Here is a 22,865-nt window from a genome sequence, read left to right on the forward strand (position 1 = left end):
GTCGGTCTCCGCAAGGATCGGCCAGCCCGGATCATCGTCAGAAGCGCTTGCGCAGCGTCACCGCGATCTCGCGCCCGACGGGATTGGCGGCGGTGGCGTCATAGCCGCCGCTGCCGTTGATCGTCGGCGCGAAATCGAGGAACGGCGGCTTGCGGTCGAACAGGTTGAGCGCATCGAACGACACGCTGAAGCCGCCGGCGAACAGGCTGCGGCTCGCCGGATCGCCGACATCGAAGGTCACGCCGAGGTCGACGGTGGTATAGCTCGCGACCTTCTGCACGCCGTTGTTGGGCAGGGTGTTATTGTCATAGCCGCCGACATGATTGACGGTAAGCCGCGTGTTGGCGCCGTCATAAGCCCAGTAGAGACTGCCGCGACCCTTGAACTTGAGCGGATTGAACACGGTGTTGCGGCGATCGATCAGGTCGCCCGCCGGAGTGATCGCGCTGCGGTAGCGGGTCAGATAGGTGGCGTTGGCATTGAGCGTGAAGCGGCCGGCGCCGTTCGTGTCGAAGGTATAGCTTGCCACCGCATCGATGCCGCTGGTCTTCGAGCGGCCGAGGTTCTGGGTCCGGCCGTCGATGAACAGCGTCGGATTGGCGGGGAGCACGCCGCGCGCGATGGTGATACCCTGCGCGAGCAGCTCCTGCACGCGCGCCGCGGCGGCGGCGCCGCGCAGGATGACGCCGGTGCCGGCGAATTGCGCCTCCCGGCTGAGGATGGCGAGATCGCCGAGGTAGCTGTCGACCTGTCCGGTGTAGTTGACGTCGAAATAGGTCAGGCTGATCCGCCCGCCGGGCAGCGGATCCCAGTCGAGCCCGGCCGACCAGGTGGTCGCCTCCTCCGGGCGCAGCGCGGTATTGCCGCCGGACAGAGCCGCACCCTGGACGATCGCGCCGCCCAGCGCCGGATCGGCATAGGGCTGGACGAAGATGTTCGAGCTGTTGCCGTAGATCTGCGAGAACAGCGGCGCGCGGAACGACGTGCCGTAGCTGCCGCGGATCACCAGCCCGCGCAGCGGCGACCAGTTGGCGCCGAACTTGGGATTGGTGGTGCTGCCGACATCGCTATATTTGTCGTAACGAACCGCAGCGGTGAGCTCGAGCCGGCGCAGCCCGGGCAGGGCATTGGCCGAGCCGAAGATCGGCACGTAGAGTTCTGCATAACCGGAATCGACCTGGCGGTCATAGTCGCGGAAGGTGAGCGGGCTGGTCGGCGCGCCGCGCTGGATGCCGAGCGCGACCTCCAGCTCCTGCCGCTCATAGCCCGCGGCGAGCTTGACGCCGCCGCCGGGCAGGTCGAACAGCGTGCCGTTGACCGTCGCCTCGACGCCGGTGAAGCGGTTGCGCGTCGGCGCGTTGAACACCTGATCGTTGATCGCGGCGAGCACCGCCGCCGAGGTGCGGCCGAGGCCATAGGGATCGAAGGCGGTCGCCGGGTTCGAGCTGGCGAGTGCGGCGTTGAGCGCGGGTGTGTTGATCCCGTTGGGGGTGTTCGACACGTCGTCGTTGCGGCCGTAGATCACCTGCCCCTGCACCTCCCAACCGCCGAACTTGGCGCGCAGGCCGCCGGCGGTCTGCCAGCTTTCGGTCGAGCCGAACGACAGATTGTTGGGCAGATCGTCGAGGCGGATCTGTACCGTTTCCGCGCCGGTCGTGCCGGGCGGGCGGGTGAAGAAGGCATTGGTTCCCGGCACGCTCACCGTCGCGCCGGTATAGCCGCCGAACCGCTTGAACTGGCGTTTCGAATAATAACCGTCGCCGAACGCGTCGAGCCAGTCGGTGAGGTGGACGGTAAAGGTGGCGTTGGCGCTGTCGTAGCGCGTCTCCGGAAACAGGTCCTGGCCGGTGAAGCCTTCGCAGAGGTTGGCGGTGCCGGCCACCAGCTGCCCGGCGCTCGCCGGTGTCACGCCGCCCTGCGGAATGGCGTAATTGCGCCCGCCGACGGTGAGCGTGCCGGGATTACACTGGCTGACGCGGAAATCGCGGCCGCCGTAGCGGCGCTGGTCGCTGGTGAAGAAGTCGCGATTGTCGCCCGACAGATTGCTGCGGAAGACGTGTTCGTAGGCGACCATCACCTGGCCCCAGTCGCCGGTCTTGCCCGCGGCGATGCCGAACTGGCTCTCGTGGAAATTGCGTGCCGCGCCCATCCGCGCGATCGTCTCGACACCGTTGAGGGTGCGGCGCGGGATCAGGTTGACGACGCCGGCGATCGCGTCCGATCCATAGACGGCGGAGGCGCCATCGGCGACCACCTCGACGCGTTCGAGCCCGAGCGAAGGGATGATCGACGGATCGACCGAGCGGCTGTTGTTGACGACGCGGTGGCCGTCGAGGATCGTCAGCGTCGCATAGGGGCCGATGCCGCGGATATTGATTGCGTTGCCGAAGGTGATGTTGCTGTTGCCGCCCGACTGGCCGCGTGAGTTTTCCGACGTGCCGAGATCGAAGACCTGCGGAATCTCCTTGATCAGCCGATCGGTCGTGACCGCCCCCGATGCCTCGATCGCGCGGCGGTCGATCGCGATGACGCTTGATCCGACCGGCGCGGCGCCGCGGATCCGGCTGCCGGTGACGACGATGTCAGCGGCAGGGACGTCCTCCGCGCCGATCGTCACCGGCCCGGCGGCGGCAGCGTCGGACTGTACCGGGGCGGGGGCACCAGTGCGGCCCTGCTGCGAGGCGCTCTGCCCGTCGGCCGGCGTGACGCTGTCGGTGGCCGGTGACGGCGTGTCCTGTGCGGCGGCAAGATTGCTCCAGCCGAGCGCGGCGAGCGCGACACCGGAGACGAGGGCAAGGCGACGACGCGACGTGATGCGATGCATGATCCGTATCCTTGATGAAGTCGGGCGACCAGGCGCGTCAGCGGAAGCGGACCGGCGCGGTGAAGGGGATGTCGATGTGCGAGGCGGCACCGGTGGTCAGCGTCACCGTCCGCGCCAGTGCGTCGCGGATGGCGGGCAGGTTGCGCTGGCGCGGGTCGGCGCCGGTGATCGTCACGCGCAGCCGATGCCCGGCGGGGATCGTATAGGCCCGCGGCGACAGCGCGAAGGTGAGCGTCTCCGCCCGACCCGGCGTCGCCGGTGCGACATCGGCCCTAAGCCCCGAGTGATAGGGCAGGTCGAGGTGGTTGTAGGGCGCGACACCGGTCTTGCGATGGCTCATCGCCAACCGGCCGAAGGCGAGCATCGTCACCTTGCCCGTCGGATCGACCGACTCGAGATACCCAAAGACATTGCCGTCGGGGCGGTCGATCGCGGCCCGTACGGTAAGGATCGGAAAGCCCTCGATCGCCGCATCTGCGGCGAGCGGACGGCTGGTGAAGGTCAGACCCTTGCCGTCGAGCGGGCTCGGCCAGAACTGGAAATAATCCTTGGTGGCGACGTCATAATCGACGCGGAAGGGGCGCGGTGCCGCGGTGCCGGCGCGCAAGGAGAGGCTGCAGGAATCGACCGCGGCAGGCGTATCGTTGGCCGCGGCCGTGAGGTAGATGGCGGTGCGGCCGATCCCGGTGCCGGGCAGACGGGCGCGATGGACGAGTGTGCCGCCGCCCTGCCGTTCCTGCCACCAGCTATAGCGCGGCTCGCGATCGATGCCGTTGTCGACGTCCTTCAGATAGCGATCGAAGAAGCGCTTCTGTTCGCCGACGATGTCGAACACCTTGGGCGGTTCGCAATGGCTGCCCGGCCCGACGATCAGCTTGGCGTCGAGATTGGCCGCGGCCTGGATGATCTGTTCGGTCGGCTCGTCGTTCCAATTGCCCCACAGATACCAGGCGAGCTGCGGGCTTTGCAGCGCCTTGAGGTGGGTATAGGGGCCGACCTCTTCCCAATAGCGGTTGCCGGTGAGCGGCGAGACGCTGTCGCGATACGGCATTCCGGCCCACAGCGGTGCCATCGGCGTATTGCGAACATGGTCGGCGACCGCTTCGCGGAGCAGCGCGCCGTCGCGATCGGCGTCGACCGGTACGCTCGCCAGGTCGACATCGAGCGGTTCGTCGGGGCGGGTATTGAACTGGGCGGTGATGCCGCCGTTGCGGACGAAGGCATATTTGTCGATGTCGGTCGCCGCGGCGAACACCGCCTTCAACGCCGGTGGCAGCGCGCCCGCAACGAGCATCGCGCTGCCGCCGAGATAGGAGCAGCCGGTGAGGCCGACCTTGCCGGTGGTGTAGGGGCGGGCCGCAAGCCACTGGACGATATCATAGCCGTCATGGGCCTCGGTCTGGTCGAGGAAGCCGCGTCGCGCCCCGAACGAGGCGCCCTTGCCGCGCACGTCGGCGGTGGCGACGACATAGCCGGCATGGACGAGATCGCGCAGCCCGAAGGTCGTCGAGTCGATCAGATCGACGAGTTCGCCGTCCTTGCGGTAGCGCGCCCGGTACGGGGTGAAGGCAAAGACGACCGGAAAGCGCCCAGCGCGCGCCTTGCCGCCGTCGGCGGGGCGGTAGACGTTTACCGCGAGGCGGGTGCCGTCGCGTACCGGCAAATAGAAGGACGAACGGACCACCGACGGATCGTCACGCACGGTCGCGATCACATCGGTCTGCGCACCTGCCAGGGTCGTCAGTCCGGCGAGCCCGATCGCAGCGGCGCACGGCAGCGCATAGCGTAAAACCGCCATCATCCTCTCCTATCCCGGCAGCTTCTGCGAGCACCGTGAAATCGTGGAGACCACATTTTGTATGATTATACAACTGTTATATAAGAAAACTTATTATGGACCGGGTGGTCTCGCCCGCATCCGGACACATGAGGGACGACGACGGCATCCGCATCGTGCTGTCGTTGACGGCGGGATCGGCCTTCTGCGGTCCTAGACAGGCGGAAAACACGTTCGGACCGCCGCGGGAACTCTTGGGTTTGAAGCTTGCGCCTCGGTCATGGCCGGATGGCGGACGCAGGGGCATTCCGGACGATCGAGACGCTGCCGAGGTTCGGCTTTGCCTGCCTCTGGCTTTGTCTTGCCCCGGTCGCGATCGCCCGATTCCCTCCTCACCCATTTGCAAACCGAACGGGGTAGATTGCGGAACGAGGTCGCGCGTTCCAGCCGTCGCGCGACCCTGTCGTAACGTCCGATACTTTTCCGTCGCAACCGTGCGACGCTGCCGATACACTCTCACGCCAACGATGAGAGGATGCGCCTGATGAAACTCGCCAGTCTGAAGCACGGCCGTGACGGCAGGCTCGTCGTCGTATCCAGCGATTGCGCCTGGTATGCCGAGGCGACGCAGATCGCGCCGACGTTGCAGGCGGCGCTCGACGATTGGGACCGGCTGCTCCCCGATCTGCGCAACCTCGCCACCGATCTCGATCATGCGGTCATCCCGCGGCTGCGCTTCCACGAACATGACGCCGCCGCGCCGCTGCCGCGCGCCTATCAATGGGCGGACGGCTCGGCCTATGTGAACCATGTCGCGCTCGTCCGGCAGGCGCGCGGCGCGGAGATGCCCGACAGCTTCTGGCACGATCCGCTGATGTACCAGGGCGGATCGGACGGCTTCCTCGGCCCGCGCGACGCAATTCCGCTCGCCGACGAAAGCTGGGGCTGCGATTTCGAGGCGGAGGTGGTGGTCGTCACCGGCGACGTGCCGATGGGGGCGAGCCGCGACGCGGCGCTCGCCGCGGTGCGGCTGGTCGGGCTGACCAACGACGTGTCGCTGCGCAACCTCATTCCCGGCGAGCTCGCCAAGGGCTTCGGCTTCTTCCAGTCGAAGCCGGCGAGCGCCTTCTCGCCGGTCTTCGTCACGCCCGACGCCTTGGGCGACTGGTGGCGCGACGGCAGGCTGCACCGCGCGCTGCACGTCGATCTCAATGGCCAGCCGTTCGGTCGTGCCGATGCGGGCGAGGACATGACCTTCGACTTCGGCACGCTGATCGCGCATGCGGCGAGGACGCGCGCGCTCGGGGCGGGGACGATCGTCGGCTCGGGCACCGTCTCCAACCGCGGTCCCGACGGCGGGCCGGGCCAGACGATCGCGGCGGGCGGCGTCGGCTATTCCTGCCTCGCCGAGCTGCGCACGATCGAGACGATCGCGGGCGGCAAGCCGGTCACGCCGTTCCTCCGATCGGGCGATACGGTGCGTATCTGGGCGGAGGACGATCGCCACCATCCGATCTTCGGGGTGATCGAACAGACCGTCGCCTGACCTCGACAGGCCACTATCCATCGAAAAGACGCTTGAAATTTAATTACAGGCGCGCAACACGATCCAACAACAGCGCCGACCTCCCGGTCGCGCGTCGAGGAGAGAGATGGTGGCCAGCGAGTTGCCTCGCGCCGATGCACCGCCCCGGAATCTGCCCGGGCTGACGCTGCACGTGCCCGAGCCGAAATTCCGCCCGGGCGATGCGGTCGACTTCGTCGGGATCGAGGTGCCGCCCGCCGGCGCCGCCCGCCGCCCCGACACCGCCGCACCGGCGAAGGACTTCCCCGAACTCGCCTATACGCTCGTCCGCGTGCTCGACGAGGAGGGCCGCGCGGTCGGCGCCTGGGACCCGAAGCTGTCGCCGGATACGCTGCGCCGCATGCTGCGCAACATGGCGCTGCTGCGGGCCTTCGACGAGCGGATGTTCCGTGCGCAGCGCCAGGGCAAGACCAGCTTCTACATGAAGGCGACCGGCGAGGAGGCGGTGGCGATCGCCGCGGCGCAGGCGCTCGCCGACGACGACATGTGTTTCCCCTCCTATCGCCAGCAGGGGCTGCTCATCGCGCGCGGCTATCCGCTGGTCGAGATGATGAACCAGATCTATTCGAACCGTGGTGACAAGTTGCAGGGCAAGCAGCTGCCGATCATGTATTCGGCGCGCGATCACGGCTTCTTCTCGATCTCGGGCAATCTGACGACGCAATATCCCCAGGCGGTCGGCTGGGCGATGGCCTCCGCCGCCAAGGGCGACACGCGCATCGCCGCCGCCTGGTGCGGCGAGGGATCGACCGCGGAGGGCGACTTCCACTCCGCCTGCACCTTCGCCGCGGTCTATCGCGCGCCGGTGATCTTCAACGTCGTCAACAACCAATGGGCGATCAGCAGCTTTTCGGGCTTCGCCGGCGCCGAGGCGACGACCTTCGCGGCGCGCGCGATCGGCTATGGCATCGCCGGGCTGCGCGTCGACGGCAATGATGCGCTGGCGGTCTATGCCGCGACCTTATGGGCGGCGGAGCGCGCGCGGACCAATCAGGGCCCGACGCTGATCGAGCATTTCACCTATCGCGCCGAAGGTCATTCGACCTCCGACGATCCGACGCAATATCGCAGCGCCGGCGAGCCCAATGCCTGGCCGCTCGGCGATCCGATCGCGCGGCTGAAACAGCATCTGATCACGCTCGGCGAATGGGACGAGGCGCGTCACGCCGCGCAGGATCGCGAGCTCGCCGAATATGTCCGCGCCGAGCAGAAGGAGGCCGAGAAGAACGGCATCCTCGGCCATGGCCTGCACCAGCCGCTTGATTCGCTGTTCGACGGCGTGTTCGAGGAGATGCCGTGGCACCTGCGCGAACAGCAGCAGCAGATGATCGCCGAGGAAGAGGCGAGCGGCCGGCCATGGGCGCGCAAGTAATGGCCGCGTTTGCATTCCTCCCCGGCACGGGGAGGGGGACCAGCGAAGCTGGTGGAGGGGGGCTGCCCCAGACGCATCGCTGGTGGAGCGCCCCCTCCACCAGCCTGCGGCTGGTCCCCGTGCCGGGGAGGATTTTGGCGTGACGATGAACGAAGACGAACCCACCACCCGCATGAACATGATCCAGGCGATCAATTCGGCGCTCGACATCTGCATGGCGCGCGATCCCGACGTGCTGGTGATGGGCGAGGACGTCGGCTATTTCGGCGGCGTGTTCCGCGCCACCGCCGGGCTGCAGGCGAAATACGGCAAGACCCGGGTCTTCGATACGCCGATCACCGAGACGGGGATCATCGGCGTCGCGATCGGCATGGGCGCCTATGGCCTGCGCCCGGTGCCCGAAATCCAGTTCGCCGATTACATCTACCCGGCGCTCGACCAGTTGGTCAGCGAGGCGGCGCGGCTGCGCTATCGTTCGGCGGGCGAGTTCATCAGCCCGATGACGGTGCGATCGCCGTTCGGCGGCGGCATCTTTGGCGGCCAGACGCACAGCCAGAGCCCGGAAGGCATCTTCACCCACGTCTCCGGCATCAAGACGGTGATCCCGGCGACGCCCTATGACGCCAAGGGCCTGCTGATCGCGGCGATCGAGGACAATGATCCCGTCCTCTTCTTCGAACCCAAGCGCATCTACAACGGCCCGTTCAACGGCTATTGGGATCGCCCGTCGGAGAATTGGTCGAAGCATCCCGCTGGCGAGGTGCCGACCGGTTACTACAAGGTCCCGCTCGGCAAGGCGGCGGTGGTGCGCGAGGGCGAGGCGCTGACCATCCTCTGCTACGGCACGATGGTCCACGTCTGCACCGCGGTGGTCGCCGAACAGGGCGTCGATGCCGAGATCATCGATCTGCGCACGTTGGTGCCGCTCGACATCGAGGCGATCGAGGAATCGGTGAAGAAGACCGGCCGCTGCATGATCGTCCACGAGGCGACGCGGACCAGCGGCTTCGGCGCGGAGCTGTCGGCGCTGGTGCAGGAGCGTTGCTTCTACCATCTCGAAGCGCCGATCGAACGCGTCACCGGCTATGACACGCCCTATCCGCACAGCCTCGAATGGGCGTATTTTCCGGGGCCGGTGCGGATCGGCCAGGCCCTCAAGAAGATCATGAAGGACGCATAGGATGGCCCGCTTCACCTTCAAGCTGCCGGACATCGGCGAAGGCATCGCCGAGGCCGAGATCGTCGCCTGGCATGTCGCGGTCGGCGACCGGGTCGAGGAAGACCAGAATATCGCCGACATGATGACCGACAAGGCGACCGTCGAGATGGAATCGCCGGTTGCGGGCGTCGTCGTCGAACTCGCCGGCGAGGTCGGCGATCAGGTCGCGATCGGCGCCGCGCTGGTGGTGATCGAGACCGAGGCGGCCGCCGGCGATACGGTGGCGGCGGCACCGCCGAGCGCGGAACAGGCCGAGGTGGCGGCGCAATATGAGGCGGAGAATCCGGGGGTGGAGGAGGCGCAGAGCGCTGCTACCGGCCCGGCGCCCGGTGTCTCTGCCAAGCGCGTTACCGCGAATATCGTTGGTGCTGAGCCTGTCGAAGCAGGGGACGCGGGCCGCACGCCCGGGGAAACCCGTCCTGCGACGAGCGCAGGGCTGACGGGGAAGGGGAGCGAGGCGACAGGCCCGACCAGTTCGGGGCCATCACGGGCGGAGGACAGCGCAGCCACCACCGGCCACGCCCCGGTGCTCGCATCCCCCGCGGTGCGTGCCCGCGCCCGCGATCTCGGCATCGACCTCGCGCAGGTGAAGACCGACGCCGATCGCATCCGCCATGCCGATCTCGACGCCTTCCTCCGCTACAATGCCGGCCAGGGCTATCAAGCGCCCGGTGCGAGTCGCGCGCGCGCCGACGAGCAGGTCCGCGTCATCGGCATGCGGCGTCGCATCGCCGAGAATATGGCCGCGGCGAAGCGGCATATCCCGCATTTCACCTATGTCGACGAGATCGACGTCACCGCGCTCGAAGGCATGCGCGCCGACCTCAACGATCATCGCGGCCAGCGGCCCAAGCTCACCCTGCTGCCGCTGCTGATCGTCGCGATCTGCCGCACCTTGCCCGACTTCCCGATGCTCAACGCGCGCTATGACGACGAGGCGGGCGTGGTGACGCGCTCGGGCCGCGTCCATCTCGGCATGGCGACGCAGACCGATGCGGGGCTGACCGTGCCGGTGATCCGCGACGCGCAGGACCGCAACGTCTGGCAGCTCGCGACCGAGATCGCCCGCCTGGCCGAGGCGGCGCGCGCCAACAAGCTGCGCCCCGACGAGCTGGGCAACGGCACGATCACCGTCACCTCGCTGGGGCCGCTCGGCGGCATCGCCACCACGCCGGTGATCAACCGGCCCGAGGTGGCGATCATCGGCCCCAACCGGATCGTCGAACGCCCGGTGTTCACCGGCGCCAAGGTACCGGGAGGGGGCGACGAGATCCGCCGCGCCAAGCTGATGAACGTATCGATCAGCTGCGATCACCGCGTCGTCGACGGCTGGGATGCGGCGAGCTACGTCCAGGCGCTCAAGCGCCAGCTCGAAACACCGGTGCTGCTATTCGCCGACTGACCGCGAGCGGCGCTCCGCCGCGGCGATCCGACGTTCGACCCGGCGCAGCATCAGATCGTAGCTGTCGCGCTCGCCCGGCGTGAGCGCGACGCCGCGCGCGAAGGTACGGCCGACGCCGTCGCGGACGCGGGCGAGATCCTGCCGCATGAAGGTCGCGGGGCCGGATGCGATCAGCCCGGCGCGCTGGCGCTGATCGATCCGCTGCCCGGTCTGGATCAGACGCCGCGCGAAATACGCCTGTTGCGCGACGCCGCTGGCGAGCCGCGGGCGTTGCGGTGCATAGGTCGGGCCGGTGGCCGGCGCTGGCGCCAGGACGGCGGCCGCCGCGACGAGCGCGAGAGGCAGGATCGGATGAGCCATGACGTGTCGATAATCGACAAATGTAAACAAGTCCGTAGCGGCCTTAGTCGCGGCATGCTGACCGGCGCCTGCCTGCTGCTCGCGGCCTGTTCGGCGGACGATCGTGCGGCGCGGCGGGCGGCGGCGGGGCCATCGCCCGACCGTGCCGACTGGGCGCGCGTCGCCGATGCGCGGGCAGGCGAGCGGCTCTTCGCCCGTTGCGCCGCCTGCCATGCGGTGCACCGCGGCGCCCCCGACCGCAACGGCCCGACGCTGTTCGGCGTGGTCGGCGCGCCGGTCGCCGGCGTCAGCCCGCGCTTCGGCTATACCGCCGCGCTGCAACGGATCGGCGGTCGCTGGACGCTCGAGCGGCTCGACGCATGGCTCGCCGATCCGCAGGCGTTCGCGCCGGGCACGTCGATGGGCTTTCCCGGGCTCGCCGACCCGCTCGACCGGGCGGATGTCATCGCTTACCTGAAGGAGCAGCGTTGAGCCGTGCCGGCTATTTCGCCGCCTTCACATAAGGCGTGAAGCGATCGAAGCGGCAATAGGCCGAGGGGATCGACATGCCCGGCGTGATCACCCGGAAACGATCGTTGCGGCACAATTGCCCGCCATAGACTTCGACCACCAGCGTCGTCAGCGGCGCGAGCGAGGGGCAGGCGCCGACCGGCCCCGTCCGCCACACCCGCCCGGCGCCGCGGCGATAGAGGATGGTCTGGCCGTCGATCACGCTCGGCCCGTCGTTGTTCGACAGGCTGATGCAATCGACCGGCGGCTGGGCGACCAGTCCGGCGAACGGGTCGGACTTGGCGGCGAGCAGCGGCAGTGCGAGCGCGACGAGAGCGAGCGGCCGGATCATTTGCCGCTCTTGCTGTAGCGGACGAAGGGGCCGAACGAGCAGCTGCCGCTGAACGTGCGGCTGGCCGAATCGACCGTCGTCGCGATGTCGCCCCGGCACAATTGACCGGTCGGCGTGCGTGTGATCAGGATATCACCGCGGCCGACGCGCTCGCAGCCGCCCGCCGTGTCGCTGCGATATTTGACGCCGTTGCTGACCACGTAGACCAGCGTCGGGCCGAAGGCCTTGACCTGGGTCGTCGGGAAGGGCGGCAGGCAGGTGGTGCTGTTGCTCGGCGTCAGGCCGGCGAGTTCCTTGGCGAGATCGGCGGCGGCGGTGGCGGATGCCTGCTGCGCGCGCGCGAGTTCCCGGGGGGTCTGGGTGCAGCCGGCGATGGCGATGGCCGCCAGAGCGACGAATGGCCTTGGGATCATCATCGAAACCTCCTGCACCGGGTTACAAAACGTCTCAGCCGCGAAAACTGTCCTTGGCGGCGCGCATCGTCGCGAAGGCCTCGGCATCGGCAGCGCGGAGGAAGGGATTGGTCGCGCGCTCCACGCCGATCGTCGTCGGCACCGTCGCCTCGCCGGCCGCGCGCTGCGCGGTCACCGTCGCCATCCGCGCGACGAGCGCGGCATTGTCCGGCTCGACGGTGAGGGCGAAGCGGCCGTTCGATTCGGTATATTCGTGCCCGCAATAGACCTGCGTCGCGCCGGGCAGGGTCGCATAGCGTTGCATGTTGGCGAACATCTCCGCCGGCGTGCCCTCGAACAATCGGCCGCAGCCGAGCGCGAACAGCGTGTCGCCGGTGAAGATCGCATCGGCCGCCTCGATATGGAAGGCGATATGGCCGGCGGTATGCCCCGGGACATGCCACACCGCCGCCTCGACCGCGCCGATCCGTACACGATCGCCTTCGCCGACGGTCGCGTCGAGCGTTCGAATCTTGTCCGCCTCGGCCGCCAGGCCGATGATCCGGGCGCCCTGCGCCTGCAGCGCGGCATTGCCGCCGGTGTGATCGGGATGCCAGTGCGTCGTCCACACCTGCCCGATCGTCCAGCCGCGGGCCGCGGCTTCGGCCTGGACCGGTGCCGCTTCGCCGGGATCGACCGCCACCGTCTCGCCGCTCGCCGGATCGTGGATCAGCCACGCATAATTGTCGGCGAGCACCGGCACGCGGACGATCGCCAGCGTCATCTCACCAGCTCCCGGTGTTCGGCATCGACGCCCAGGGTTCGGCAGGGGCGAGCGCGGCGCCGGCCTGGAGCAGCTCGATCGAGATGCCGTCGGGCGTCTTGACGAAGGCCATGTTGCCGTCGCGCGGCGGGCGGTTGATCGTCACGCCTGCGTCCATCAGCCGTTGGCAGCTGTCGTAGATATTGTCGACGCGATAGGCGAGGTGGCCGAAGTTGCGGCCGCTGCCATAGGTTTCCGGCGGAGTACCGTCCTCGGCAGGCCAATTGTAGGTCAGCTCGACCTCGGCGCGGCGATCGCCGATCTTCTGATCCTCCGCGGTGGCGAGGAAGATCAGCGTGAACCGCCCCGCCTCATTCTCGATCCGCCGCACCTCCTCGAGCCCGAGCAGGCGGAAGAAGGCGATCGTCGCGTCTGGATCGCTGACGCGGATCATCGTGTGGAGATAGTGCATGGCCGGGTCCTGATTTTGACGGAAGCGATGTACCCCTGCAACGCCCGGCAGGCCAGAGGGTGTCCGTAGCGATCAACGTCCCGTCGGTGGCTTCGCCGCGGCCGGGGCGTCCCCGAACTGGGCGAGCGCGGCGCGCGCGTTGCGGCCGGCGGGCGCATCGGGGGCGAGCCGTGCCGCCGCCGACCATGCCGCGCGCGCGCCCGCCTCGTCCTGCGCGAGCGCGGCGATATTGCCCGCCTCGAGCTGCACCGAGGCATCGTCGGGCGAGCGGCGCAGCGCCTCGCCGATATCGGTCCGCGCGCGGGTCAGATTGTTCATTCGCCGCGCCAGCGTCGCCGACAGCAGCCAGGCGAGGGGATCGTCGCTCGCCTGCGCCAGAGCGAGATCGAGATCGCGCCGCGCCGCCGGCAGGTCGTTCGCCGCGACCAGCGCGCGCGCATGATCGAGCCGCGCCTCGCCGAGCGCGAGGCCTTCGAGCGTGCCCGCGACCAGCGCGGTGTCGAGCGAGACCCGCGCCGCCGGCACGTCGCCCGCGGCGAGCTGCGCATTGCCCGCCTGCGCCCAGTAATTGGCGGCACGCTTGTCATGCGCGGCATCGGCGGCCTTGGCGGCGGCGGTGAAGGCGAGCGCGGCGGCGGCGAAATCACCCTGCTGCGCCAGTGCCAGCCCATTGCACTGGCGCGCGAAATAGCTGCCGCCGCGCAGCGACCAGCGCAACGCTTCGGCCTGCGCCGCGGCGGGATCGGTCTGGGCGAGGGCGCGGCAGCGCGCGAACCGCAGCTCGCGTGCGTCGACGTTGGGGACGGTCGCCTTGGCGGGCGCGACCGGTACGGCGGCGTGATTCGCGGTCGCCACCGGTACGGCGGCGGGGGCGGCCTGGATCAGCGCGGCCAGCAGCAGGATCATCGCATTACGTCCTCGGTCGCCCGGATGATCAGCGCGATATCCGATTCGCGCGACAGCCGGTGGTCGCCGTCCTTGATCAGCAGCGTCTGCACGTCGGCTGAACGAATCATCTCGCCGAGCCGCACGGTGCGGTGCCACGGCACGTCGCCATCCGCCTGTCCCTGGATCAGCCGCACCGGGCCGTCGAAGGGAATCGTCCCGAACATCAGCCGATTGGCTTCGCCCGCCTGGAAGAAACCGCGGGTGTAGACGGTCGGCTCCGGGCCATAGGGATTGGCGCGCTCGATCCGGCCGTCGCTGAGGATCGTCATCTTCTCCTCGGTGGTGAAGCCCCAGTCGGTGAAATCGGGCGCGGGCGCTATGCCGACCAGCGCGACGACCTGCTCGGGCCGCGCCTTGGCGGCGAGCAGCATCAGCCAGCCGCCCATCGACGATCCGACCAGCACCACCGGCCCCTGCGCGACGTGATCGAGCATCGCCAGCACGTCGTCGCGCCAGCCGATCAGCGTCTGCTCCTCGAACACGCCCTCGCTCTGCCCGCAGCCGCCGTAGTCGAAGCGCAGGAAGGCCCGGCCGCGCGCCTTCGCCCAGGCTTCGAGCGCAAGCGCCTTGCTGCCCTGCATGTCGGAGGCATAGCCGGGCAGGAAGACGATCGTCGGCGCGGTGCCGGGCGTGTGATGATAGGCGAGGCGGGGGCGCTGGGCAGTCATCCCCGCTCTGTATCGCGCCGGCGCGGGTGCGTCATCCTTGGCTTTTCCATCGCTTGACCGCGGCGGCGGCCGGCTAGAAGCGCCATTCGATCCGGTCGGTCTCGCCGCGGCAGATGCCGCGCAGCGCCTGCCAGTCCGCCGGATCGAGCGCAGGCGTATAGCCCGCATCCGCCTTCGCACTGGTCCGGAAACGCGCGGCGCGGGCGTCGGAAAGGGGGTGGCTGGCCAGATAGGCGAACATCCGCTCGGTGCCGGCCTGCGCCTTCGCCAGCCGGGCGAAGAAGGCGGCGGTGGGGCGCGGCGAGACATGCGCCTCGTCGAGCAGCCGGATCGCATAGCCGTCGGCACGCGCCTCCGCCCCGCGCGAATAGGCAGTGGCGAGCAACGCATTGGTATAGCCGCCGACATGCCCCTCCATCCCGCCGAGCAGCACCGACAGGCCGAGCTGGCGCAGCAGCGATTCCATCACGTCGCGGCCGCGGACATGGCCGATCTCATGTCCGATCACGCCGGCGACCTCGTCGGGCGAGCGCGCTGCCTGGAGCAGGCCGTCGAAGACGACGATCCGCCCGCCGGGCAGCGTCACCGCATTGACCATCGGCAGCTTGACGACGTGGATGTCGCGCGTCGGGTCGTCAGGGTCGATGCGCTGCGCCAGCCGGGCGAGCGCGGCGGTGCCGGCGGGGTCGCCGCAGCCGGTGCGGCCGAAGTCGCCGACCATCACCTCGCCGAGCCGCTGCTCGACCGAGGTCGGGATCAGCCGCGCAAGCAATGCCGGCGTTTGCAGCACGATCGCGACCGCGACCGCGGCGAGCATCGCGGAGATCGCCGCCGCCCGCCACAGCCCGAGCCGGTCGATCCAGCCGCCATAGCGTTGCGCCCCCGGCAGTCGTGCGGCGATCTCCGGCGGCACGGGAGCTGCGAGGCCGATCCGCCAGCCCGGCCGTCCGCGCAGTCCGAAGCTGCGCCGGTCGCCATCGGCATCGGCGGGGGTGAGTGCGGCGAAGGCGTGGCGCTCGTCACTGACGCCGTCGCCGACGAGGCGGAAGCCGTCGTCGCCGTCGACGGTCAGCCGTGCCGACCGGCGCAGCGCGCTGCGGCCGTCGTAATGCCAGACCTCGGCGCTTGGGTCGCTCACCTCAGAAGGCGCCGACATCGAAGGCATCGAGCAGCCCTTCGCCCTGACCTGGCGCGCGCTCGCGCGACTGGAGCAGATCATCCACCGCGATCTCGCCATAGGCGTTGAGGTGGCGGATGAAGAACGCCCAGTTGCGATATTGCAGGAAGATCGCGCCGATCCCGAAGGTGACGACGACGAGCGCGAGATTGCCGAGGTAGAGCAGGATCCAGTCGCGCGTCGTCGCCTCGAAGCCGAAATCGAGCGACCCCAGCGACGTCGCGCCCACCGCCTCGCGGAAGAAGGCGGCGTAGAAGGTCATCGCGATGAGCCCGAGCACGCCGAAGAAGACGATATAGAAGGCGAGACCACCGAGCGCGATCGCCAATACCATGCCGGGGCTGGGGACGGTGCGGCGCGGCCCGTCGAACCCTCCGCTGAAGCCAATCGCCGCGACGAGCAGCGCCACCGCGCCGAACAGGATCACCGGCAGGAGGTAGAAGAGCAGGAAGCGTCCGAACACCGGCTGCCAGCGCGCGTGGCTGCGGAACGGCAGCGAGCCGAAACTCATCGCGTTCCAGCGCTGGTTCCACAGCCGCACCATCGACCAGGGCATCAGCAGATAGACGGTGAACGTCGCGACGATCGTCTGCCAGAAATAGCGCCAGCCATAGCCGAGTCCGGCCTGACTGCTGCCGCCGCGGATGCCGTGCCAATAGGTGCGGCTGAGCCGGTAGCGCAGCGCCCGGAAGCGCGCGACGCCGACCAGATAGAGGATGGCGAGATAGACGATCATGCCGGTCACCGCCGCCGCACCCTGATGCCCGCGCATCAGCGTTCCCTGGATCGCGAGATTGACGATGCCGAACGGCAGCACGATCACGAAGAAGGCGATGACATAGCCGAGGAACAGCTCCAGCCCCGTGCCGGTATATTCGAGCCGGTCGTCGATGAAGCGCGTCCGGCTCCACAGATAACGCCGCGTCCGCGCCCGCCCCCAGAAGGTGTAGATGCCCAGCGTGACGATCGTCAGCAGCAGATTGGTGAAGGCGATCGGCGCATAATCCTGCCACCGCCCGGTGAAGCGGAACGCCCGTGCCGGCGCCGATGGATCGCTCATGATAGTCCCCCCGCGGCGAGTGGAGCGGAGCGGGCGGGGTAGGTCAACGGGGGAATGTGGTTAATCGCAAGGCGGGGCCGGAAGGGAGAGGGGATGGCAATGATCGCTTACCGGCGGCAGCGCGGGTGTGTCATCATGTCACTTCACGCGCCTCTTCGCCTTGGCGGTGTTTGGAGGTGCGGCGGAGGTCGGTCCCCTTGCCGCAAACACCAGTATTCCCGCGAAGGCGGGAATCCAGTGGCCAAGCAGAACATCGGCTGCTCAAAAGAAGAAACTGGGCTCCCGCCTTCGCGCGAGTACTGGGTGCAATAAGGCGGAGTCTTCCGCCAATCCTCGCCTATCGCGCTGCCGCCCCTCTACTCCCGTCGAACCACGAATGCCGGAACGCCCTCGATGCACCGGCCGGTCGTCACCTGTTCAGATCACGAATTCCACCGTGTTGACCTGCGCCGTGTCGGCGCGCTTGGCGACCATCTCGGCGTGGAGCGCGGCGATGGTGCGGCTGCCGGTGGTCTGGAAGGCGAAGGGCAGCACGCCATGGACCAAAGCGGCAAGGCCGCCGCCGATCATCCGCAGGCCGAACCGCGTCGCGACGCCGAAATGCTCGCCATAGCTTTCGCCGACCGAGGCCGGATGCTGGGTGAAGAGCTTCATGACTACCTCCTGCGTATCACTCTAGCCGCGTCGCCGCAGCGACTCCAGCATCTCCGCGGCGAGCAGGCTCAGCGTGTCGTCGCGCGCGCCCATCACGACGATCCGGTCGCTGGGCCGCGCCGCCGCGACGAGCGCCGCCGCCGCCGCGGCGCGATCGGCGATATGCACCGCATCGCGTCCGCCAGCGCGGATGTCGGCGACGAGGTCGGCGCTGGTCACCTCACGCGCGACGGTGCCGCCCTGATAGACCGGATCGGGCAGCACCAGCCGATCGTCGGGCGCGAGCCGCTCGGCGAACATCGCCGCCAGTTCGTGGCGCATCACCTTGAGCGGGCCATAACCGTGCGGCTGGAACAGCAGCAGCAGTCGGCCGGGAAAGGCGTGGAGCGTGTCGAGCGTCGCGGCGATCTTGTCCGGGTTGTGGCCGAAATCGTCGATCACCGCGACTCCCGCCGCCTCGCCGACCAGGTCGAAGCGGCGGCGCAGCCCGGTGAAGCCGCCGATCGCCACGGCGGCGCGATCGAGCGGCACGCCTGCGGCGACCGCGGCGGCGATCGCGGCGAGCGCATTGGCGACATTGTGCCGGCCGGGCACCTGCAACCGCACCTTTATCGGCGCATTCCCGGCCGCGATCAGATCGAAGCCGATGCCGAACGGCGCCTCGACCAGCGCGCGCGCGGCGAAATCGGCGTCGCGATCGATGCCGAAGGTCGCCACCTGCGCCGGCGGCAGCGTCGTGGTGAGCGCCGCCGCCTCGTCATTGTCGAGGTTGACGATCGCCGTCTCCGCCTTGGCGATGAACGCGCCGAACAGGCCGCGCAGCTCGTCGAGCCCCTTATGGTCGAGGCTGACGTTGTTGAGCACGGCGATGCGAGGCGCATAATGCGCGATCGACCCGTCGCTCTCGTCGACCTCGCTGACGAAGGCGTCGCCGTCGCCGATCAGCGCGCTGGCGAAGGGCGCGTCGGGCGCGGCGAAATTCTTCATCACCGCGCCGTTCATCACCGTCGGGTCGCGCCCGGCCTGATGCAGGATCCAGCCGATCATGCCGGTGACGGTCGACTTGCCGCTGGTGCCGGCGACGCCGATCGGCAGCGCGCTCTGGTTGAACAGCGTGCTGAGCAACTCGGCGCGGGTCGCGCGCGCGCAGCCGAGCCGGCTTGCCGCGACCATATCGGCGACCGTCTCCTCGACCGCGGCGGAGGCGACGACGATCTGGTCGGGCGCGACGACGCCGCTGCCGTCCTGCGGGAAGAGCGCGATGCCGCGCGCGCGCAATGCGTCGAACTTGGCGGGCACGCGCCCCTGATCGAGCCCGCGATCGGAGCCGGCGACGATCGCGCCGCGCCCCGCCAGGATCGTCGCCAGCGGCATCATCCCCGATCCGCCGATCCCCACGAGGAAGAAGCGTTTGCCGGTCACCGGGCCGCCGAGCGGGGAGGGGGAAAGATTGCCGTGCGCCATGACGCTGCGCTATCGACCCGGTCTGGCAGGGGCAAGGCTCTGCGATGCGGCGGAGCGACGGACGGCATGCGAATTGGGGTGGTGGCACCGGCGAGCGTCGGCAACAAGGATGCCGAGGCGCCGTTCATCGCCTTCGCCGCGCTCGCCTATCCCGAGGTCGATCTCGTCATCCACCCGCAATGCTGGGAGGTGGCGGGCCATTTCGCCGGCGACGACGCGCGCCGGGCCTCCGCCTTCCTCGAATTCGCCAACGATCCCGGCTTCGACGCGATCTGGTGCCTGCGCGGCGGCTATGGCTCGAACCGCATCCTGCCGCTGGTGCTGCCGCAGCTCGGCCCGGCGGCGCGGCACAAGAGCTATCTCGGCTATTCGGACATCGGCTTCCTGCTCGGCGCGCTCTATGCGCGGCGGATCGGCCGGCCGGTGCACGGCCCGATGGCGAGCGACATCCGCCGCAAGGACGGCGATGCGACGATCGCCCGCTCGCTCGGCTGGCTGGCGCGCGGCGACCGGGCGGGGCTGGAGCCAGGGCTCGACGGCCGGCCGGCGGCGGCGTTCAACCTGTCGATCCTCGGCGCGCTGATCGGCACGCCCTATCTGCCCGACCTCACCGACCACGTCCTGCTGATCGAGGAAGTGTCGGAGCCGATGTACAACATTGACCGGCTGCTGTTCCACATGGGGCATGCGACGCAGCTCAAGGGCATCGCCGGCGTCCGGCTGGGCGCGGTGACCGCGGTGCAGCCCAACGAGCCCGAATGGGGCGATAGCCTCGAATTCATGATCCGCCGCTGGTGCGGCGACCTCGGCGTGCCCTATCTCGGGCGGGCGGAGATCGGCCACACGCAAGCCAATCGGGTCGTGCCGTTCGGCATCGCCTGAATCCTCCCCGGCACGGGGAGGGGGACCAGCGCAGCTGGTGGCGGGGGGCTTCCACAGGCGGGCCGTCTGATGAGGGGCCCTCCGCCACCGATGGGTGGCGGAGGGGATTTGCACCAGAGCTTGCCTATATACCCCGCGGCGCTTTATTCGCGGGCGCCTCACCCCAGTTGAAAGTTCATCATGTCTGCCATGTTCCGTATCACGCTGCCCGACGGTTCCGTCCGCGAGGTTGCGCCCGGGACTACCCCCGCGGACGTCGCCGCCGCGATCGGCCCCGGCCTCGCCAAGGCGGCGATCGCCGCGCGGATCGACGGGCAGGTGCGCGATCTCAACCGGCCGTTCGAGGGCGACACCAACCTCGCGCTGGTCACCGCGAAGGACGAGGCCGATGCGCTCGAAATCGTCCGCCACGATCTCGCGCACGTGATGGCGGAGGCGGTGCAGCACCTCTTCCCCGGCACGCAGATCACCTTCGGTCCGGCGACCGACGACGGTTTCTATTACGACTTCGCGCCGAAGGATCGCCCCTTCACCGACGAGGACCTGCCCGCGATCGAGGCCGAGATGCGCCGCATCATCGCCCGCGACGAGCCGTTCACCCGCGAGGTGTGGACGCGCGAGCAGCTGATCGAGACCTGGACGAAGCAGGGTGAGACCTTCAAGGCCGAATGGGCCGCCGAACTGCCCGACAATGAGGAACTGACGATCTATCGCCAGGGCGAATGGCTCGACATGTGCCGCGGCCCGCACATGGTCTCGACCGGCAAGCTCGATCCCAACGCCTTCAAGCTGACGCGCGTGTCGGGTGCCTATTGGCGCGGCGACCAGAAGAATGCGATGCTCAGCCGCATCTACGGCACCGGCTGGCTCAACAAGAAGCAGCTCGACCAGCATCTCTTCATGCTGGAGGAGGCGGCGAAGCGCGATCACCGCAAGATCGGGCAGGAGATGGACCTGTTCCACCTCCAGCCCGAGGCGCAGGGGTCGGTGTTCTGGCATCCCAAGGGCTTCATCCTGTGGCGCCAGCTCGAAGCCTATATGCGCCGCCGCCTCGACGCCGCCGATTATGCCGAGGTCAAGACGCCGCAGCTGATGGACGCCAAGCAATGGGAACAGTCCGGCCACTGGGGCAAATATCGCGAGAACATGTTCGTCGTCCCCGACGAGGTGCCGAACACCGCCGACGAGGGGGCGGTGCTGTCGGGCGAGGGCGATCTGATGGCGCTCAAGCCGATGAACTGCCCGGCGCACGTGCTGATCTTCAAACAGGGGATCAAGAGCTATCGCGACCTGCCGATCCGCATGGCCGAATTCGGCTGCTGCCACCGGAACGAGGCGCATGGCGCGCTGCACGGCATCATGCGCGTGCGCCAGTTCACCCAGGACGACGCGCATATCTTCGTCCGCGAGGATCAGCTGGTCGATGAGGTGCGCAAATTCTGCGAGCTGCTCGACTCGGTCTACAAGCACCTCGGCTTCGAGCGCTATGCGATCAAGCTCGCGCTGCGCCCGGAGAAGCGGTTCGGCTCGGAAGCGATGTGGGACTGGTCCGAACAGTCGCTGCGCGACGCGGTCGCCGCGACTGGCCGCGACACCGCCGACTATGGCTGGGAAGAGCTGCCGGGCGAGGGCGCCTTCTATGCGCCCAAGCTCGAATTCCACCTGACCGATGCGATCGGCCGGACCTGGCAGGTCGGCACCATCCAGACCGACACGGTGCTGCCCGAGCGACTCGACGCGAGCTACGTCGGCGAGGACGGCAATCGCCATCGCCCGATCATGCTTCACCGCGCGATCCTCGGCACGTTCGAACGCTTCATCGGCATTCTGATCGAACATCATGCCGGCCGCTTCCCGCTGTGGCTGTCGCCGGTGCAGGCGGTGGTCGCGACGATCGTCTCCGAGGCGGATGGCTATGCCGAGGAGGTCGCGGCAACGCTGCGCAAGGCGGGGCTTCGCGTCGAGACCGATCTGCGCAACGAGAAGATCAACTACAAGGTGCGCGAACATTCGGTCGCCAAGGTGCCGGTGCTGCTCGTCGTCGGCAAGCGCGAGGCGGAGGAAGGCAAGCTCGCCGTCCGCCGGCTCGGCAGCCAGGCGCAGCAGATCGTGACCATCGAGGAAGCGGTCGCTATGCTGCGCGAGGAGGCGACCCCGCCCGATCTGCGCTAACGCCGGGTCACCAGCCAGCCGTCGAGTAGTTCGTATCGGCCCGGTAATCGCAGGACATCCTCCGCAGTGCCGGGCCATCGGATCGGGTGGCCACGACAGAGTTGTGCGCATTCGGCATCGGTCAGTGGGAACGGTGTGTCCGGGTCCCAGGTCCACAGGCCAAGGCGTTCGGCCGTTACCGGTACATCATCGTGCATAGACATCTTCCGAAAGCGATCCGGAAAGCCTATATCTAATCCAAACCACCACAGGAGCTATACCCATACGTCCTCCCATGATGCGCCGACCAAATCAGGCGCCGCCGATGAATGGCCCTCGTTTCAACGAGTGGATCGTCAGCCCCAAGGTCCGCGTGATCGACCATGAGGGCGAGAATCTTGGCGTGATGTACACGCGCGAGGCGATGGCGCAGGCGCAGGAACTCGGCCTCGATCTGGTCGAGGTGTCGCCCAACGCCGATCCGCCCGTCGCCAAGTTCCTCGACGTCGGCAAGTTCAAGTACGAGGCGCAGAAAAAGGCGAATCTCGCCCGCAAGTCGCAGAAGACGCAGGAGATCAAGGAGATCAAGATGCGTCCGAACATCGACGACCACGATTACGACACCAAGATGAAGAAGGTCGTCGAATTCATCGAGGAAGGCGACAAGGTCAAGGTGACGATGCGCTTCCGCGGTCGCGAGCTCAGCCACGGTCAGCTCGGCATGGCGGTGCTCCAGCGCGTCGCCGAACAGGTCGCCGAGGTCGCCAAGGTCGAGGCTTATCCGCGCATGGAAGGCCGGCAGATGCTGATGGTGCTCGCGCCCAAGTGAATTCTGGCAGCCATTGCGGCCTGCC

At 68.4% G+C, this 22,865-nt stretch carries 21 protein-coding genes; 8 read left to right on the plus strand and 13 right to left on the minus strand.

Annotation, left to right across the window (positions count from 1 at the left end; translation table 11 throughout):
- Positions 1–37: 37 nt before the first annotated feature.
- Both V8201_RS04565 and V8201_RS04570 read right to left on the minus strand, forming a co-directional pair.
- Positions 38–2,824, minus strand: coding sequence for a TonB-dependent receptor plug domain-containing protein (locus V8201_RS04565; RefSeq protein WP_037534510.1), 2,787 nt, complete (start codon positions 2,822–2,824; stop codon positions 38–40).
- 37 nt (positions 2,825–2,861) lie between these two features.
- Positions 2,862–4,622, minus strand: a complete 1,761-nt coding sequence (locus V8201_RS04570) for a CocE/NonD family hydrolase (protein ID WP_336544597.1) — start codon at positions 4,620–4,622, stop codon at positions 2,862–2,864.
- A gap of 523 nt (positions 4,623–5,145) precedes the next feature.
- Between V8201_RS04570 and V8201_RS04575 the strand changes: the two genes are divergently transcribed.
- From V8201_RS04575 to V8201_RS04590, 4 genes are all read left to right on the plus strand, one after another.
- Entirely contained in the window at positions 5,146–6,147 is a 1,002-nt protein-coding gene (locus tag V8201_RS04575; protein ID WP_271300273.1) for a fumarylacetoacetate hydrolase family protein, read from the plus strand.
- Between the two features lie 106 nt (positions 6,148–6,253).
- Positions 6,254–7,558 carry a thiamine pyrophosphate-dependent enzyme gene (locus tag V8201_RS04580; RefSeq protein ID WP_037534508.1) on the plus strand — a complete coding sequence of 435 codons (1,305 nt, stop codon included), beginning with the start codon at positions 6,254–6,256 and terminating at the stop codon, positions 7,556–7,558.
- Positions 7,559–7,730: 172 nt separating this feature from the next.
- Entirely contained in the window at positions 7,731–8,738 is a 1,008-nt protein-coding gene (locus tag V8201_RS04585) for an alpha-ketoacid dehydrogenase subunit beta (protein ID WP_037534748.1), read from the plus strand.
- Position 8,739: 1 nt separating this feature from the next.
- Positions 8,740–10,179, plus strand: coding sequence for a dihydrolipoamide acetyltransferase family protein (locus V8201_RS04590; RefSeq protein ID WP_336544598.1), 1,440 nt, complete (start codon positions 8,740–8,742; stop codon positions 10,177–10,179).
- Here the strand turns inward: V8201_RS04590 and V8201_RS04595 are convergent.
- Positions 10,165–10,539 (minus strand): hypothetical protein, encoded by a 375-nt coding sequence (locus V8201_RS04595; RefSeq protein WP_336544599.1) that lies wholly within the window; start codon positions 10,537–10,539, stop codon positions 10,165–10,167. The genes V8201_RS04590 and V8201_RS04595 overlap by 15 nt on opposite strands.
- 54 nt (positions 10,540–10,593) lie before the next feature.
- Here V8201_RS04595 and V8201_RS04600 point away from each other — a divergent pair, with 54 nt between their 5' ends.
- Positions 10,594–11,010, plus strand: coding sequence for a c-type cytochrome (locus V8201_RS04600; RefSeq protein WP_336544600.1), 417 nt, complete (start codon positions 10,594–10,596; stop codon positions 11,008–11,010).
- Between the two features lie 10 nt (positions 11,011–11,020).
- Here the strand turns inward: V8201_RS04600 and V8201_RS04605 are convergent, their stop codons facing one another.
- From V8201_RS04605 to V8201_RS04650, 10 genes are all read right to left on the minus strand, one after another.
- Positions 11,021–11,380 carry a hypothetical protein gene (locus V8201_RS04605; RefSeq protein ID WP_235199738.1) on the minus strand — a complete coding sequence of 120 codons (360 nt, stop codon included), beginning with the start codon at positions 11,378–11,380 and terminating at the stop codon, positions 11,021–11,023.
- The gene (locus V8201_RS04610) at positions 11,377–11,793 is read right to left on the minus strand and encodes a hypothetical protein (RefSeq protein ID WP_336544601.1); all 417 of its coding nucleotides are present in this window, start codon (positions 11,791–11,793) and stop codon (positions 11,377–11,379) included. The genes V8201_RS04605 and V8201_RS04610 overlap by 4 nt, the downstream gene beginning before the upstream one ends.
- Positions 11,794–11,827: 34 nt before the next feature.
- Positions 11,828–12,556 carry a hydroxyacylglutathione hydrolase gene (gloB, locus tag V8201_RS04615; RefSeq protein ID WP_336544602.1) on the minus strand — a complete coding sequence of 243 codons (729 nt, stop codon included), beginning with the start codon at positions 12,554–12,556 and terminating at the stop codon, positions 11,828–11,830.
- Position 12,557: 1 nt separating this feature from the next.
- Positions 12,558–13,007 carry a VOC family protein gene (locus V8201_RS04620; protein WP_271300279.1) on the minus strand — a complete coding sequence of 150 codons (450 nt, stop codon included), beginning with the start codon at positions 13,005–13,007 and terminating at the stop codon, positions 12,558–12,560.
- A 72-nt stretch (positions 13,008–13,079) separates the two neighbouring features.
- Positions 13,080–13,913: a tetratricopeptide repeat protein gene (locus V8201_RS04625; RefSeq protein WP_271300280.1), complete on the minus strand. Its 834-nt coding sequence runs from the start codon at positions 13,911–13,913 to the stop codon at positions 13,080–13,082.
- Entirely contained in the window at positions 13,910–14,623 is a 714-nt protein-coding gene (locus V8201_RS04630) for an alpha/beta hydrolase (protein WP_271300281.1), read from the minus strand. Before V8201_RS04630 ends, V8201_RS04625 begins: the two co-directional genes overlap by 4 nt.
- Before the next feature lie 73 nt (positions 14,624–14,696).
- Positions 14,697–15,761 carry a M48 family metallopeptidase gene (locus V8201_RS04635; protein WP_336544603.1) on the minus strand — a complete coding sequence of 355 codons (1,065 nt, stop codon included), beginning with the start codon at positions 15,759–15,761 and terminating at the stop codon, positions 14,697–14,699.
- Position 15,762: 1 nt separating this feature from the next.
- Positions 15,763–16,860 (minus strand): YjgN family protein, encoded by a 1,098-nt coding sequence (locus V8201_RS04640; protein WP_336544604.1) that lies wholly within the window; start codon positions 16,858–16,860, stop codon positions 15,763–15,765.
- A gap of 417 nt (positions 16,861–17,277) precedes the next feature.
- Positions 17,278–17,514 carry a DUF6356 family protein gene (locus V8201_RS04645; protein ID WP_037534498.1) on the minus strand — a complete coding sequence of 79 codons (237 nt, stop codon included), beginning with the start codon at positions 17,512–17,514 and terminating at the stop codon, positions 17,278–17,280.
- A gap of 21 nt (positions 17,515–17,535) precedes the next feature.
- On the minus strand, positions 17,536–18,978 hold the full coding sequence (locus V8201_RS04650) for a Mur ligase family protein (RefSeq protein ID WP_336544605.1): 1,443 nt from the start codon (positions 18,976–18,978) through the stop codon (positions 17,536–17,538).
- Positions 18,979–19,044: 66 nt separating this feature from the next.
- Between V8201_RS04650 and V8201_RS04655 the strand changes: the two genes are divergently transcribed.
- The 3 genes from V8201_RS04655 (at position 19,045) to infC (ending at position 22,840) form a co-directional block, all read left to right on the plus strand.
- Positions 19,045–19,860 carry an LD-carboxypeptidase gene (locus tag V8201_RS04655; RefSeq protein WP_037534497.1) on the plus strand — a complete coding sequence of 272 codons (816 nt, stop codon included), beginning with the start codon at positions 19,045–19,047 and terminating at the stop codon, positions 19,858–19,860.
- Positions 19,861–20,040: 180 nt separating this feature from the next.
- Positions 20,041–22,032, plus strand: coding sequence for a threonine--tRNA ligase (gene thrS / locus V8201_RS04660; protein ID WP_336544606.1), 1,992 nt, complete (start codon positions 20,041–20,043; stop codon positions 22,030–22,032).
- 274 nt (positions 22,033–22,306) lie between these two features.
- Positions 22,307–22,840, plus strand: a complete 534-nt coding sequence (gene infC / locus V8201_RS04665) for a translation initiation factor IF-3 (RefSeq protein WP_037534495.1) — start codon at positions 22,307–22,309, stop codon at positions 22,838–22,840.
- Positions 22,841–22,865: the final 25 nt, after the last annotated feature.

The organism is Sphingomonas kyungheensis (genome assembly GCF_037120395.1).
Lineage (GTDB): Bacteria > Pseudomonadota > Alphaproteobacteria > Sphingomonadales > Sphingomonadaceae > Sphingomonas > Sphingomonas kyungheensis.